Genomic DNA, 16,001 nt, shown 5'->3' with positions numbered 1-16,001 from the left:
ATCAGGCCTTCAGCAGATCCGCCAGCCGTCCGGCCGCCGCGTCCACCTCCACCTCCGTCGTGCCGCGGCCCAACCCGAAACGCAGGCTGGCATGGGCATCGGCGGCCGACAGCCCCAGCGCCAGCAGGACATGCGACGGTTCGCCCGCTCCGCTGTGGCAGGCGGATCCGGTGGCGACCGCCAGATCCGGCAGGTCCAGCAGCCGGTCGGCGGCGTCGATGCCGGGCAGGGTGACGCTCAGGCAACCGGCCAGCCGGTCGCCATCCTCGGCGGCGCCGTTCCGGCGGATCCCCGGCAAGCGCCGGCACAGCTGCCGCCACAGCCGGTCGCGCAGCTCCGCGACCCGCCGGGCATCCTCCTCCCGCCTCTGACGCGCCAGCCGGCAGGCGGCGCCCAGCCCGACGCAGAGCGGCGTCGGCAGGGTGCCCGCCCGCAGGCCTCGCTGCTGCCCGCCGCCCGCCGATGGCGGCACCGGCCGGAAGGGACGGCGAAGGATCAGCGCGCCGATTCCCATCGGCCCGTACAGCTTGTGCCCCGACAGGCTCAACCCGTGCAGGCCGAGAGCCTCCATGTCGAGCGCCCGCGTGCCCAGCGCCTGCACCGCGTCGCTGTGAATCAACGCTCCATGGCGGGCGGCTGCGGTCGCCAACTCCGCCAGCGGCTGAACCGTCCCCACCTCGTTGTTCGCGGCCATCACCGACACCAGCGCCGGGCCGGGCAGTTCCGTCAAAGCGCGCTCAAGGTCTGCCGGATCGACCCGCCCGCTGCCGTCCACCGGCAGCACGGCGACCGGATGGCCGCGCCGCCGCAACTCCGGCAGGCAGCCCAGCACGCTGGCATGCTCGACCGCCGAGACGACGCAGCCGCCCCCCGGCGGCAACCCGCCCAGCAGGGCCAGCGTATTCGCCTCGGTGGCGCCGGAGGTGAAGACCACCTCGCCCGGCCGCGCCCCCACCAGGGCGGCAATCTCTCCCTTCGCCTCCTCGATGGCGTCGGCGGCCCGCCAGCCGGCGGCATGGGCGGCATGCGGGTTGCCGGCGGCCCCCGGCTGCATCCAGGGCAGCATCGCCTCCAGCACCAGCGGGTCGAGCGGCGTCGAGGCCAGATGGTCGAGATAGATCATGGCGCAGTATCGCGCCATCCGCCGCCGAAGGGGAGGGCGGATCTCCCCCTCCCCCAGGGGAGAGGGGAACCATCAAGCAGGCCGCCGTTACTGTGACGGCTGCTCCGGCCGTTCCGCCGACTGGGAGGTTCCGCTGCCGCTGACGCGCCAGATGGCGTTTCCGACGTCGTCGGCGACCAGCAGCGCGCCCTTGTTGTCCAGGATGACGCCGACCGGGCGGCCCTGGGCCTTGCCGTCCTTGTCGAGGAAGCCGGTCAGCACGTCCACCGGCTCGCCCGCCGGCTTGCCGTCGCGGAATGGCACGAAGATCACCTTGTAGCCGCTGGGCGGCTCGCGGTTCCACGAACCGTGCTGGCCGATGAAGACGCCCTGCTGCAACGATTGCGGCAGTTCGCCCGGCCGCGAGAAGGCGAGCCCCAGCGACGCGGTGTGCGGACCCAGCGCATAGTCCGGCGGGATCGCCTTGGCGACCAGATCGGGGCGCTGCGGCTCCACCCGCTGGTCGACATGCTGGCCGTAATAGCTGTAGGGCCAGCCGTAGAAGGCGCCGTCCTTCACCGAGGTCATGTAATCGGGGACAAGGTCGCTGCCGATCTCGTCGCGCTCGTTCACCGCGGTCCACAGGACGCCGCTGACCGGCTCCCAATCCATGCCGTTGGGGTTGCGCAGGCCGGAGGCGAAGATGCGGTGCGATCCGGTCTTCGGATCGATTTCCCAGATGGCGGCGCGGCCTTCCTCCGCCTCCATCCCATTCTCGCCTACGTTGCTATTTGAACCTGTGGTTGCATAGAGCTTGCTGCCGTCGCGGCTGGCGATGATGTTCTTGGTCCAGTGGTGGTTGATCGGCCCGCCCGGCAGATTGACGACCTTCTGCGGCTGGGCGGCGATCTTGGTGTCGCCCTCCTTGTAGGGCACCTTCACCACCGCGTCGGTGTTGGCGATATAGAGTTCGTCGCCGACCAGAGCCATGCCGAAGGGGGAGTTCAGCCCTTCCATGAAGGTCTCGCGGATTTCGGCCTTGCCGTCGCCGTCGCCGTCGCGCAGCAGGGTGATGCGGTTGGCGCTCGGCGTGTTGGCGCCCGCCTTGTCCATCACCATCCCCATGACCCAGCCCTTGATGCCCTTGCCGTCCTCCGGCTTGGGCGGGGCGTTGGTTTCCGCCACCAGGATGTCGCCGTTGGGCAGCGCCAGCATCCAGCGCGGATGGTCCAGCCCGGTGGCGAAGGCGGTGACGTTCATATCCTCCGCCGCGACCGGCTGCGCCCCCTCCGGCCAGCCGACGGCTTCGGCGATGTTCACGGTCGGGATCAGCGTGGATTTCGGTTCCGGCAGGGTCGGGTTCGGGCCGGTGCCGGCCGCCACCGGCAGGCTCGCCTGCTCGCCGCAGCCGGCGAGCGACAGGACTGCGACCGTCGCGGAAAGCATGATGGCAAGCCGAGTGGAGCTACGCATGCGCCGGAATCCCGCATCTGTGGGCGTGGAGGGGGTGTCCACGCTCAACGGCGGGGCGGGCGGATTGGTTCCGGCCTGGCTTTCAGCCGCGAGCCGCCAGGGCCCGCAGCTCCGCCGCCAGGGCGGCGGCCAGCCTTCCGCCGTCGCACAGCGGTCCGCCGGCCATGCGGGGGCGCAGGGCGCGGCGCATCTCCGCCAGACGCTGCGGGTCGGAGGCGAGGGCGATGGCGCGCTCGACATAATCGGCGGGGTCGGCGGCGACGCAGCCCTCCACCCCCGCCACGCTCAGGAAGGCCAGCGAATGGCGGCTGGAGAAGGTCTCCCCCGGCAGGGTGACAACCGGCACGCCCATCCACAGCGTCTCCAGCGTCGTGGTGCTGCCGGCGAAAGGGAAGGGGTCGAGCGCCACGTCCACCGACGCGCACCGGCGCATATGGTCCAGGCTGCTGCTGGCGCCGGCCATCGTCACCCGGTCCGGGTCGATGCCGGCGGCGGCCAGCCGGCCGCGCCACAGTGCCGCGGTGGCCGGGCAGGACAGCGCCTTGGTCTTCATCAGCAGGCGCGAGCCCGGCATACGGTTCAGGATCGCCGCCCAGGCCGCCAGCACCCCGTCGTTCAGCTTGGTCAGGATGTTGAAGCTGCCGAAGGTGACCGGCCCGCCCGACAGGCTGGGCGGCGGCGTCAGCGGCAGGATATCCTCACCGCCCGGCGGGTCATAGGCGATGAAGGCGTCGGGCATGCGCAGCACCCGCTCCGCATAGAAGCCCTCCATGCCCTCCGGCACATGGTGACGGTCGGCGACCAGCGCATCCATCGCCGCCAGCCCGGTCGTCGCCATGTAGCCGGACCACGCCACCTGCACCGGCGCCGGCTTGCGCGCGAAGACGCCCGGCCGGCCGCGGGCATTGTGGCCCGCGAGGTCGATCAGCACGTCGGGCCGGTCGTGGCGGATCCGGGCGGCGATCTCGGCATCGGTCAGGCCGGCCACCGGGGTCCAGCGCGCCGCCGCCTTGCGGAAGCGCTCGGTCACGTCGTCCGTTTCCGTCTGGTTGGCGTAGAGCAGCAGGCGGACGTCATGGGCCGGCAGCGCCTCCACCGTGCGCAGCGCGAACAGGCCGGCGGGGTGGCGGCGGAAGTCGCCGGACAGGATCGCCACCGTCAGCGGCCCCTTGCCGCCGGCTCCGCCCGCGCCCCCCCGGCCGGGCTTGACCCAGCGCCCGCGATGCGGCGCGCCGTGGACCGCATCCCAGGTCCGGTGCGCCTCCAGCACCGCCGCCGGCGTCACCCCCGGCTTGAACAGCTGGAGATAGGCGAGGTTGGAGCGCACGTCGGCCAGGGCGGGAGCGAGCGCCAGCGCCCGCCGGTTCCCGGCCTCCGCCGCGTCGAGCAGCCCCTGGCCCTGCCGCACCAGCGCCAGATTGGCATGGGCCTCCGCCAGCGCCGGGTTCCAGGCCAGCGCCGCGGCATAGGCGTCGGCGGCGGCGCCCAGCCGGTCGGCGTTCTGGCGCATCTCCCCCAGCCGCAGCAGGGTGTCGGGCAGATCCGGCCGCGCCGCCACGGCATGGCGGGCCGCGCGGTCGGCCCCGTCGCGGTCGCCCAGCGCCAGCCGCGCCGCGGCGAGGTTGGCGAGCGCCGCCGCATGGTCGGGGCGCAGCGCCAGCGCGCGGGCCAGCGCCGCCGCGGCCTTCTGCGTCCGGCCCGGCGACAGCAGCAGCCCGCCGAGATTGGCATGAGCCTCGACGAAGCCGAAATCGTCGGCGATGGCGGCGCGGTAGGCGGCCTCGGCATCCGCCCGGCGGCCGAGGGCGGCCAGCACGTTGCCCAGGTTGAAGCGGGCGCGGGCATAGCCGGGGCGCCGGGCCGCCGCCTGCCGGAAGGCGGTCGCCGCCTCCTCCAGCCGGCCCAGAGCCTCCAGCGCGTTGCCCAAGTTGTAGAGCGCCTGGGCGAAGTCCGGCCGCAGCCGGATCGCCTGCCGGTGGGCGGCCACCGCCTCCTCCAGCCGGCCGAGCGCCTTCAGCGCGCTGCCCAGATTGTCGTGGTAATCGGCGACCCGGTGGTTGTGCTGGATGGCGCCGCGGATCAGCGAAACCGCCCGTTCCGGCTGTCCCGACTGCAGATGGATCACGCCCAGCAGATGGGCGGCGTCGGCATGGCCCGGCACGGCGTCCAGCACGGCATGGTACAGCGCCGCCGCCTCGTTCAGCCGGCCGGCCTGATGATGCGCCACGGCCGCGGTCATCGCTTCCTGGATCGTCGCCATGCCGACCGTCATACCGGTTGCCGCGGACCCGCGCCAGCGGTTTCCCGTCCCTCGCCGCGCGGCGGCGGATGCCCGGCTCCGCAAGGGGAGACGGGGCCGTCGCGGCGCTCCGGGATCGGGGCCCCGGTTTTCAACACTTGACCCGGCGGGCCGGGGCGGTCAGCTTGCCGGCCGTATACAGCCCCGGCCGCCGCCTGTGAACCGATGCCCATGAACCGACTGCAACGGTACCTGTTCCGCAACCTGCTGATCGCCACCCTCTATTCGACGGCGGGGCTGACGCTGACCATCTGGCTCAGCCAGTCGTTGCGCCTGATCGAGATCGTGGTCAGCGCCGGCGCGCCGATGGGCATGTTCCTGTGGCTGCTGCTGCTGACGGTGCCGACCTTCCTCGGCATCGTGCTGCCGCTGGCGCTGGTCGGCGCCATCCTGTTCACCTACAACAAGATGGCGGCCGACAGCGAGCTGGTGGTGATGCGCGCGGCGGGCGTCGGCCCGCTGTCGCTGGCGCAGCCGGCGCTGGTGCTGGCGGCCGGGGTGGCGGCCGTCGTCCTCACCCTGAACGTCTGGATCACCCCCGCCGCCCACCGCGAGCTGGTGCGGATGGAATACACGGTGCGCAGCGACTATTCGCAGCTGTTCCTGCGCGAGGGCGTGTTCAACGAGGTCGGCGACCATTTCAGCGTCTTCCTGCGCGACCGCGACGCCGAGGGCAACCTGCACAAGGTGCTGATCCACGACGGGCGCCAGCCGGACAAGCCGGTGACGATCATGGGCGACCGCGCGGTGATGCAGACCGGGCCGGAGGGCACGCGCTTTGTCGTCTATGACGGCAACCGGCAGGAACTGGACCGCAGGACCGGCCGGCTGTCGCAGCTGTTCTTCGACCGCTACGCCGTTGACCTGAAGGCGGTGGCGCCGCAGGCGGCGGAGCGCTGGCCCGACGCCCGCGAACGCAGCACGGCCGAACTGATGGCGGGCGACGTGGCGGCGCAGGACGAGCGCATGCGCCGCGGCCTGATCGCGGAGCTGCACCACCGTTTCTCCTCGCCGCTGCTGGCCCTGACCTATGCCCTGGTGGCGCTGTCGGCGCTGCTGTCGGGCGAGTTCAACCGGCGCGGCCAGTCCTCCCGCGTGACCATCGCCGTGCTGCTGGTGATGGGGCTGCAGGCCGCCGCGCTGGGCCTGACCAGCCTGGCCGGCAAGGCGACCGTCTTCGTGCCGCTGATGTACGCCATGCCGCTGGGCATGCTGCTGCCGGCGCTGTGGGTGATGTCGCGGGGGCTGACGCTGCGGCCGGGACGGCGGCATTCTACCGGTGACAGCCCGCGGGATGCCGCCGGACGCGCATCATGAGCCGCATCCTCTTCATCACCTCCAACCGGCTGGGCGACGCGGTGCTGTCCACCGGGCTGCTCGACCATCTGACCGGCGCCTATCCCGACGCGCGGCTGACCATCGCCTGCGGGCCGCTGCCGGCGCCGCTGTTCCGCTCCGTTCCGGGGCTGGAGCGGCTGATCCCGCTGGCGAAGCGCTCCTACGCCCGGCATTGGCTGCGGCTGTGGCTGGATTGCGTCGGCACGCGCTGGGATCTGGTGCTGGACCTGCGCAACTCGGCGGTCGGTCGGCTGGTGCCGGCCCGCCGTCGGGTCTTCCACGCCAAGCCGCCCCGCCCGATGCACAAGGTGGAGGAGAATGCCGCCCTGCTCGGCCTGTCGCCGCCGCCGGCCCCCCGGCTGTGGATCGACGACGCGGCGCGGCGGCAGGCCGACGCCCTGATCCCCGCCGGAACCGGGCCGTTCCTGGCGATCGGGCCGACCGCCAACTGGTTGGGCAAGGAATGGCCGGCCGACCGCTTCGCCCGGCTGGCGCTGAGGCTGACGGGGCAGGGCGGGGCGCTGGCGGGGGCCCGCGTGGCGGTGCTGGCCGCCGGGCCGGAGCGGGAGCGGGCGCGGCCGGTGCTCGACGCGCTGGGCGCGCGGGCCATCGACCTGACCGGCCGCACCGACCCGATGGCCGCCGCCGCCTGCCTGGAGCGCGCGGCGCTCTATGTCGGCAACGACAGCGGGCTGATGCACATCGCGGCGGCGGCCGGCGTGCCGACGGTGGGGCTGTTCGGTCCTGGCTATCCCGCCGTCTACGGCCCGTGGGGGCCGCGCGGGCGGGTGGTGGTCAGCGAGGTTCCCCAGGCCGATCTGCTGGCCCGCGTCGCCGCCGATCCCAATGCCCGCGGCCTGATGGACGGCATCGCCGAGGACCGGGTGGCGGAGGTTGCCGCCAAGCTCCTGGCCGAAACGCATAGAACTTGTGACCAGTTTGCGGCATCGCCCGCCGCGGCGGCGGAAGTACCCCCGTTGCGTTGACAAAACCGGCCGGATAACCGACACTTCATTGACTATCAAAGGGGCGGCTGCGCCCCACCGGATGGGTTTTCCACCGAGGGTTTGGAATGAAGCCGACTCCCACCTATGCCAACAAGCCGACCTCGGACAATCCGCGCGACGTCGAGGCTTGGGCCCTGGCGGAAGCGGCGCGCCGCATCATCGCCGCCAGCCATGCCAAGGACGAGAAGGCCTATCGCGAGGCACTTCAGCTGAATCAGCGCCTGTGGACCATCTTCCAGGCGGCGATCACCGAAGAGGATTGCGGCCATCCGCCGGAGGTCCGGACGAACATCGCGGCCCTGTCGCTGCTGGTCGACCGCGAGACCACCAACCGTCTGATCGACCTGGATTTCAGCAAGATCGACACGCTGGTCAACATCAACCGCAACGTGGCCAGCGGCCTGACCGCCCAGGGCCAGTTCATCGCCGCACAGCAGGCGACCCAGCCCCATGCGGGCGCGCCGCAAGCCGCCGCCCCACAAGCTCCGGCCGCTCCCCAGGCCGCCCCGGCTGCGGCCCAGCCGCCGGCCGGCATGCGTCCCGCCGTGCCGCCGCGCCCGATGACCGCCCCCGACGCCGCCCCGGTCAACCGCGAATCCCTGCGCATCTCGATCTGACCGGCATCTGAACGAAACGAAAAAGGCCGGCGCTCCGATGGGGCGCCGGCCTTTTTGCTGTCCTTATTCCGCCGGAACCTCGCGTTCCAGCTCCTCCAGCCAGATGCGGGCGTTGCCGTCGGACGGCGCGCGCCAGTCGCCGCGGGGGGAGAGGGAGCCGCCGGCCGCAACCTTAGGCCCGTTGGGCATGGCCGAGCGCTTGAACTGGCTGAAGCCGAAGAAGCGGCGCAGGAACACGCGCAGCCAGTCGCGGATCTCGGCCGGGCTGTAGGCGCGGCGCTTCTCCAGCGGATAGCCCTCCGGCCAGTCGCCCTTTTCGACCTCGGACCAGGCATGGCGGGCCAGGAAGGCGATCTTCGACGGGCGGAAGCCGTAGCGCAGCACGTAGAACAGGTTGAAGTCCTGCAGGTCGTACGGCCCGACCACGGATTCGGAGCTCTGCAGCGCCTTGTCCGACCCGGCCGGCACCAGTTCCGGCGAGATTTCCGTCTTCAGGATGGCGTCGAGCGTCTCCGATACCTCCTGCTGGAACTGGCCGGTGCGGCTGACCCAGCGGATCAGGTGCTGGATCAGCGTCTTCGGCACGCCGGCATTGACGTTGTAGTGGGACATCTGGTCGCCGACGCCGTAGGTGCACCAGCCCAGCGCCAGTTCCGACAGGTCGCCGGTGCCCAGCACGATGCCGTTGTGCTGGTTGGCGAGCCGGAACAGGTAGTCGGTGCGCAGCCCGGCCTGCACATTCTCGAAGGTCACGTCATACACCGCCTCGCCGTGGGCGAAGGGGTGGTCCATGTCCTTGAGCATCTGGTTGGCGGCCGGCCGGATGTCCAGCTCCTTCGCCGTCACCCCCAGGGCGGTCATCAGCCGCCAGGCGTTGGACTTGGTGCCCTCGCTGGTGCCGAATCCGGGCATGGTGTAGGCGAGGATGCCGCTGCGGGGCAGGTTCAGCCGGTCCATGGCGCGGGCGGCGACGATCAGCGCGTGGGTGCTGTCCAGCCCGCCCGACACGCCGATCACCAGCTTGCCGATGCCCGTGGCGCGCAGCCGCTGCACCAGCCCGGCGACCTGGATGTTGTAGGCCTCGTAGCAGTCCTGCTCCAGCCGTTCGGCGCTGGCCGGGACGAAGGGCAGGCGCGGCACCACGCGCAGCAGCCCGACATCCTCCTCCGGCGCGTCCAGCCGGAAGGCGACGGTGCGGAAACCGCCGCTGGCGGCCCCGTGCAGGCGCCGGTTGTCGTCGAAGGTGCCCTGGCGCAGCCGTTCCTGCCGCAGCAGGTCCAGATCCACGTCGGCCACCGCCATCTGGGCGCCGTCGGGGAAACGGTCGGTCTCCGCCAGCTTCTCGCCGTTCTCGAAGATCGAGGTCTGGCCGTCCCAGGCGAGGTCGGTGGTCGACTCCCCCGTCCCGGCGGAGGAATAGAGATAGGCGGCGAGGCAGCGCGCCGACTGGGATTGCGCCAGCAGGCGGCGGGTGTCGGACTTGCCGATGGTGATGTTGCTGGCCGACAGGTTGGCCAGGATGGTGGCGCCCGCCAGCGACGCCATGGTGCTGGGCGGCGCCGGAACCCACAGATCCTCGCAGATCTCGGCATGCACGACCAGCCCCGGCTGATCCTCCGCCGAGAACAGCAGGTCGGGGCCGAAGGGGGCGGTCAGGTCGCCGATGCGGATCGTCCCGCCGTCCGTGCCGGTGCCCGAGGCGAACTGCCGCCGCTCGTAGAATTCCCGGTAGTTCGGCAGATGCTGCTTCGGCACCACGCCCAGCAGCTCGCCCCGGTGGATCGCCACCGCCGTGTTGTAGAGCCGCCCGTCATGCAGCAGCGGCCCGCCCACCAGCAGCAGCGGCATCAGCCCGGCCGAGGCCTGCACCAGATCGAGGATCGCCTGTTCCACCGCGTCGATCAGCGGATCCTGCATCAGCAGGTCGTCGATCGCATAGCCGGACAGCGCCAGTTCCGGGAACAGCGCCACCGCCACCGCCTTGTCGTGGCAGGCGCGCGCCGCCTCCAGGACCGCCGCGGCGTTGGCCGCCGGATCCGCCGGGGTGCAGCGCGTCGTGCAGGCGGCCACCCGCGCGAAGCCGTGCCGATAGATCGAGGTGAAGCTCATGACCCGTCCCTGCTGCCATGCCTGTCCCCGATGCACCACGATGCGGCGCCGGGCCAGGAAACATAGCAGGAATTTCCCCGGCGTCAGGCCCCCGCGGCAGGCTTTCCGACCTAAAGGCAAAGGAGCGATTTAGACACGATACATTCGTTATAAAACCAAGGTCAAATCGATAGCTTGATCGGACATCGCCAATTAAAGTGACGTGACCGGAGGATCATGTCCTCCGATAGTCAAGTTGACCAATTGAGGTTCGTTGGATATAGCCGGAGCTCGTTTGCACCGAGGGTCGGCAGACCGACGCCAGGACGCTAGAAGGACTCGTTCATCATCGTGCCATCGGATACGCCGGTCACGCAGCCCGACCAGAACGACGCCGATGCGGCGACTGCCCCGGCCACCGACGCCGCCGCCGCCGCGACTCCCGTTCCGGCCCCCGGCCCGTCCGATTCTGGAACCGACGCGGAGAGCCGGCCGGAGACGTCCTGCTGCATCGTCGGCCTCGGCGCCTCGGCCGGCGGGCTGGAGGCGCTGCAGCGCTTCTTCGACGCGGTGCCGGGCGACAGCGACCTCGCCTATGTCGTGGTCCAGCACCTGTCGCCGGTGCACAAGAGCCTGATGGTCGACCTGCTGGCCAGGCACACGGCGATGGAGGTGGTTCAGGCGACGGACGGCGTTCCGGTCCAGCGCAACACCGTCTATCTGCTGCCGCCCGGCAAGCACCTGACCATCGAGGATTGCCGGCTGAGGCTGACCGCCAAGGACGCGGGCGGCGGCATGAGCCTGCCGATCGACATCTTCCTGACCGCCCTGGCCCGCGACCAGGGGCCGCTCGCCATCGGCGTGATCCTGTCGGGCACCGGATCCGACGGCACCCGCGGCCTGATGGCGATCAAGTCCGCCGGCGGCTTCACCGCCGTGCAGCAGCCGGAAACGGCTCAGTTCGACGGCATGCCGCGCAGCGCGCTGGCCACGGGGCAGGTCGATGCCACCCTGCCGCCGGACGAGCTGCCGGCCCGCCTGATCGACCATGCGCGCAAGGCGCTGGCCCGCGCCCGTCCGGCGGCGAACCGGCGGCAGCGCGACGGCCAGACCGACCAGGGCGCCGACCCGCTGGCCCAGATCATCGCGGTCATCCGCTCCGTCACCGGGGTCGATTTCTCCCATTACAAGCTGGCGACCCTGCTGCGGCGGATCGAACGGCGGATGCAGGGCGCCGGGCTTGAGTCGATGGAGGAGTATGCCGCCCTGCTGCGGCGGAACAGCGCCGAGACGGTGAACCTCTACAAGGAGATGCTGATCGGCGTCACCCGCTTCTTCCGGGACGAGGCGGCCTTCCGCATCCTGGCCGACCGGGTGATCCCCAGCCTGCTCGCCAACCGCAGCCCGTCCGACATGATCCGCGTCTGGGTCTGCGGCTGCGCCAGCGGGGAGGAGGCCTATTCCCTCGCCATTCTGTTCGCCGAGGCGCAGGAACGGATGGGCCGCAGCGTCGACGTCAAGATATTCGCCACCGACATCGACCAGGACAGCATAGAGGTGGCGAGCCTCGGCGAATATCCGCGCGCCATCGCCGAGGACGTGTCGCAGGAACGGCTCTCCCGCTACTTCACCGCGCGGGGCGACAGCTATGTGGTGTCGCGCGATATCCGCCGGATGGTGGTGTTCGCCGCGCACAACATCATGCGCGACCCGCCCTTCACCAAGATCGACCTGCTCAGCTGCCGCAACCTGCTGATCTATATGGACCAGCCCTTGCAACGCAAGGTGCTCGGCCTGTTCCAGTACGCCCTGCGGCAGAGCGGCTTCCTGTTCCTCGGCACCAGCGAGACGCTGGGCGACCTGCAGTCGGACTTCCACACCGTCGACAGCCGCAACAAGATCTTCCAGAGCCTGCGCACCGGATCCTTCCGGCTGTCGCGGCTGCTGGTGCCGACGGTGGCGGCCCCGCTGGCCCGCCATGGCGACGACGTCTCGTCGCCGGGGATGGAGGAGGGAGCGGCCATCGACGAGGCGATGGCCACGCTGATGAAGACCTATGTGCCGCCCTGCCTGCTGGTCAACGACCAGATGAACATCCTGCATGTGTTCGGCGACGCCTCCTCGCTGCTGAAGGTGCCGCCGGGCGAGGCGACGCTGAACGTGCTGAAGCTGCTGCCCTCCTCGGTCGCCATGGTGACGGGCACCGCGCTGAACCGCGCCTTCCGCTCGGGCGAGGAATTCGCGCTGTCCAACATCCCGGTGAAGGACCGCGACGGCGTGGCGGCGCTCAGCCTGCGCGTCCAGCCCTATGTCGCTCGCAAGACCGGGCGGCGCTTCGCCCTGGTGGTGCTGGACCGCGCCAACATGCTGCCGCTGTCGGTTCCCGATTCCGACTTCGACCTCAACGCCGACGCCGCCGAGCGCATCCGCGGGCTGGAGCAGGAACTGCTGTCGCGCGGCGAGAACCTGCAGGCGACCATCGAGGAGCTGGAGACCGCCAACGAGGAGCTTCAGGCCACCAACGAGGAGCTCCTGGCCTCCAACGAGGAATTGCAGAGCACCAACGAGGAGTTGCAGTCGGTCAACGAGGAGCTTTACTCCGTCAACGCCGAATACCAGGCGAAGGTGGAGGAGCTGACGGAGATCACCAACGACCTGGACAACCTGCTGCGCTCGACCGAGATCGGCACGGTGTTTCTCGACGACGACTTCGTCATCCGCCGCTTCACCCCGGCGGCGGCCAGCTTCATCAACATCATCCCGCGCGACATCGGCCGCTCCATCGCGCATCTGTCGACCAACATCGACTATCCCGATTTCCTCGCCGACATCCGGGCGGTGTTCGGCGGGCGCGAGCCGGTGGAACGCCATGTCCGCGTCCATGACGGCCGCTGGGTTCTGACCCGCATCCTGCCCTACCTGACCGACACGAATCAGGTGGCCGGCGTGGTGGTGACCTTCGTCGACGTCACCGACACCAAGCAGGCGCAGGAGCGGCTGCAGAACGTGCTGGACAGCCTGCCGGAACACATCGCCGTGACCGACCGCCATGGCCGCATCGTCATGGTCAACGCAGCATGGCGCGGCTTTGCCGAGCGCAACGGCGGCGGAACCAGGGACGGCTGCGGAGTCGGCAGCAATTATCTGGAGGTCTGCCTCGCTCCCGGCGTCCTCGGGCAGGATGGCGTCGCCCGCGCGGTGCATGACGGGCTGCAGGGCATCCTGGACGGCAGGGCCGGCGACTTCACGATCGAATATCCCTGCCATTCGTCCGAGGAGCAGCGTTGGTTCCTGATGCACGCCACGCGCCTGAACGACCCCGACGGCGGCGTCGTCGTCAGCCACATCAACATCACCAACCGGAAATTGATGGAACTGAGGCTGGATGACGGCGAGGGCGGCGAGGACGGAGGGGGCCGATGACCAAGGAAACCTCCGGCGGCCTGCGGCGCCGCGCCGAAAGCGTGCTCAACGACGGCCGTTTCGAGGCTGCGGACATCACAGCCACGTCGGTGAAGGAACTGCTGCACGAGCTGTATGTCCATCAGGCCGAACTCGAAATCCAGAACGAGGAGCTGCGCGGCGCCCAGCAGGCGTTGGAGGCGTCGCGGCTGCAGTATCTCCAGCTGTTCCAGTCGGTGCCGCTCGCCTGTCTGGCGGTGAATGCCGCCGGCATCGTGGGGGAGGCCAACGCCGCGGCCGAGCGCCAGTTCGGGCTGCCGATGCTGCGGCTGAAGGGACGGCCCCTCACCCTGCTGGTCGACAGTCTCGACCATGGCCGGCTGTTCACCGCGCTCGGCCGGCTGCGCGAGACCGGCGAGTGGGTCAGGCAGGAGTTCCGTTACGTCGGGCCGCAGGGAACCGTCATCGACGGGCTGACCGACGCCCGCACCGTGGCGCTGGACGACGGCGACCGCGGCGACGTGCTGCTGACCATCACCGACCTGACCGAACGGAACGCATGGCTGCGCGAGGTGCAGCAGGCCCGCGACGACGCGGAGCGGGCGCGCGCCGACTACCACCACATCCTGCAATCGGTGGGCGACGGCATCCTGGGGGTGGACGCCGACGGGCGCATCCGCTTCGTCAACGCCGCAGCCACGGCGCTGACCGGCCATCTCGACCTCGACCTGATCGGACGCCCGCCGTCCGACCTGCTGGCCGGTCCGGCGACCGAGGGCGACGGCAATCTGCCGGCGGACGGGAAGGCCTGCCTGCCGGCAAGCGGCGGTGCCGCCCGCGCGCTGGCCCTGTCGCTGACCGACGGGCGGCCGCGCGGAGTCGCCTGCGAAAGGCTGCGGCGGGAGGACGGCAGCATCGTGCTGGTCGAGGTCTCCATCTCGCCCATGCTGATGCAAGGCAAGCGCCTCGCCCCGATCCAGGAGCGCATCCAGGGCGCCGTGGTCGCCTTCCGTGACGTCACCGCCCGCTGGGCGGCGGAAGCGGCGCTGAATCTCAGCGAGCGGCGGCACCGGGTTCTGGTGCAGTCGCTGCACGACGCGCTGACGATGACCGCCGCCGACGGCCGCTGCCTGCTGGCGAACGCGATGGCCGAACGGCTGCTGGGCGGCCCGGCCCGCACGCTGCTCGATCCGACCGCCGCCGGCTATGACGGCGACCGGACGGAGGGCCATCTGGTCCCGGCCACCGCCCCGGCCAGCCCGGTGGCGACCACCGCCGGGCGCCGCTTCATCGACGCCAACGGCAACCGCCTGCATGGGCTTCCCCCCGCGGCGGAAGCCGCGCGCAGCGGCAAGCCGGTGGTGGAGCGCATCGTCGGCGTCGTCGAGGGGGAGGAGGCCACCGCCCCGACCCGCTGGCTGCGGGTGTCGAGCCACCCCGTCGCCGACACCGCCGGCCGGGTGGAGGCCGTGGTGTCCAGCGTCGCCGACATCACCGCGGTGAAGGCGCTGGAGCGTGAGCTGAACGTCGCGCTGGACGCCCGCGAACGCTTCCTGGCCGCGGCCAGCCACGACCTGCGCCAGCCGGTCCAGGCGCTTCTGCTGCTGTCGGACCTGCTGCTGCGGGAAAGCCTTCCGGCCGGGGCGCGGCGGGCGGCGGAGCAGATCCAATCCTCGCTGGGCGGGCTGGGCGGCATGCTGGACGGGATGCTGGACATCTCCAAGCTGGAGGCCGGTCTGGTCGCGCCGCATCCGGAGCCGGTGGATATCGGCGCCCTGCTGTCCCGCCTGCATGGGGAATTCGCCCCGCTGGCGGAGAGGGGCGGGCAGGAACTGCGCCTGCTGGCGCCGCGGCTGGCGACGCGGACCGACCCCGGCCTGCTGGAACGGGTCCTGCGCAACCTGCTGGCCAACGCGCTGCGCTACGCCCCCGGCGGGCGGGTGCTGCTGGGCGCGCGGCGGCGCGGCGGCAGCCTGCAGATCGAGGTGTGGGACACCGGCATCGGCATCGCCGACCAGCACATCGACCGCATCTTCCAGGACTTCTATCAGGTCGGCAACGCCGCCCGCGACCGCCGGGAAGGGCTGGGGCTGGGGCTGAGCATCGCCAGGCGGCTGGTCACCATGCTGGGCGGCAGCATCGACGTCACCTCCTCGCTCGGCCGCGGCAGCCGCTTCACCGTTAGCCTGCCGTTGGTCGAGTCCGGCCCCGGCACGCCGGCACGGGCCGGCGGGGCCGAACCGGTCGCGATCGCCGGCGGCAGCGAAGACCGGCTGATCATGCTAGTGGAGGACGATGCCGTCATCCGCATGGCGCTGGCCCTGATGCTGGAGGAGTGGGGGTTCCGCGTGGCGGAGGCCGGCAGCGGCACCGAGGCGGACGGCCTGCTGGACGAGCTGATCGAATCCGGGCAGGCCCCCGACATGATCCTCGCCGACTACCGGCTGCCGGAGGGCACGACCGGGCTGATGGTGATGGACATGGTCCGCCGCCGCCTGTCGCGCGACGTGCCCGGCGTCCTGCTGACCGGCGACACCTCCGCCGACCGCCTGCGGGAAGCCGCCGGCGCCCAATGCGCCCTGCTGCACAAGCCCATCCAGCCCAACCGCCTGCGCGACACCCTGAGCGCGGCGCTGAACGGCTTCACCGCCCTGTAGGGCGCACCGCCGCCGTCG

9 protein-coding genes are annotated in these 16,001 nt (G+C 71.1%); 5 read left to right on the top strand and 4 right to left on the bottom strand.

From position 1 onward, the window contains the following. Nucleotide 1 precedes the first annotated feature (1 nt). The 3 genes from DM194_RS18040 to DM194_RS18030 form a co-directional block, all read right to left on the bottom strand. Nucleotides 2-1,123, bottom strand: coding sequence for a cysteine desulfurase family protein (locus tag DM194_RS18040; protein ID WP_111068952.1), 1,122 nt, complete (start codon nucleotides 1,121-1,123; stop codon nucleotides 2-4). Between the two features lie 87 nt (nucleotides 1,124-1,210). Then, a complete protein-coding gene (locus DM194_RS18035; protein WP_425457303.1) occupies nucleotides 1,211-2,575 on the bottom strand; it encodes a PQQ-dependent sugar dehydrogenase in 1,365 nt (454 codons plus the stop codon). An 82-nt stretch (nucleotides 2,576-2,657) separates the two neighbouring features. Further along, nucleotides 2,658-4,835 (bottom strand): O-linked N-acetylglucosamine transferase, SPINDLY family protein, encoded by a 2,178-nt coding sequence (locus tag DM194_RS18030; RefSeq protein WP_246024448.1) that lies wholly within the window; start codon nucleotides 4,833-4,835, stop codon nucleotides 2,658-2,660. Nucleotides 4,836-5,045: 210 nt separating this feature from the next. Between DM194_RS18030 and lptF the strand changes: the two genes are divergently transcribed. The 3 genes from lptF to DM194_RS18015 all read left to right on the top strand — a co-directional run bounded on the left by lptF (nucleotide 5,046) and on the right by DM194_RS18015 (nucleotide 7,836). Continuing rightward, nucleotides 5,046-6,191 carry an LPS export ABC transporter permease LptF gene (lptF, locus tag DM194_RS18025; protein WP_111068949.1) on the top strand — a complete coding sequence of 382 codons (1,146 nt, stop codon included), beginning with the start codon at nucleotides 5,046-5,048 and terminating at the stop codon, nucleotides 6,189-6,191. Next, nucleotides 6,188-7,198, top strand: coding sequence for a glycosyltransferase family 9 protein (locus tag DM194_RS18020; protein ID WP_111068948.1), 1,011 nt, complete (start codon nucleotides 6,188-6,190; stop codon nucleotides 7,196-7,198). The genes lptF and DM194_RS18020 overlap by 4 nt, the downstream gene beginning before the upstream one ends. Nucleotides 7,199-7,284: 86 nt before the next feature. Beyond that, on the top strand, nucleotides 7,285-7,836 hold the full coding sequence (locus tag DM194_RS18015) for a flagellar biosynthesis regulator FlaF (protein WP_111068947.1): 552 nt from the start codon (nucleotides 7,285-7,287) through the stop codon (nucleotides 7,834-7,836). Nucleotides 7,837-7,899: 63 nt separating this feature from the next. On the opposite strand, the gene DM194_RS18010 is transcribed toward DM194_RS18015, so the two are convergent. Then, nucleotides 7,900-9,945: an NAD(+) synthase gene (locus DM194_RS18010; RefSeq protein ID WP_111068946.1), complete on the bottom strand. Its 2,046-nt coding sequence runs from the start codon at nucleotides 9,943-9,945 to the stop codon at nucleotides 7,900-7,902. Between the two features lie 330 nt (nucleotides 9,946-10,275). On the opposite strand from DM194_RS18010, the gene DM194_RS18005 reads away from it, so the two are divergent. Both DM194_RS18005 and DM194_RS18000 read left to right on the top strand, forming a co-directional pair. Next, entirely contained in the window at nucleotides 10,276-13,347 is a 3,072-nt protein-coding gene (locus DM194_RS18005) for a chemotaxis protein CheB (protein ID WP_246024447.1), read from the top strand. Beyond that, on the top strand, nucleotides 13,344-15,983 hold the full coding sequence (locus DM194_RS18000) for a PAS domain S-box protein (RefSeq protein WP_111068945.1): 2,640 nt from the start codon (nucleotides 13,344-13,346) through the stop codon (nucleotides 15,981-15,983). The genes DM194_RS18005 and DM194_RS18000 overlap by 4 nt, the downstream gene beginning before the upstream one ends. Nucleotides 15,984-16,001: the final 18 nt, after the last annotated feature.

The sequence above is a fragment of the Azospirillum ramasamyi genome (assembly GCF_003233655.1).
Classification (GTDB): Bacteria; Pseudomonadota; Alphaproteobacteria; order Azospirillales; family Azospirillaceae; genus Azospirillum; species Azospirillum ramasamyi.
This window is presented reverse-complemented; position numbering and strand designations above follow the sequence as displayed.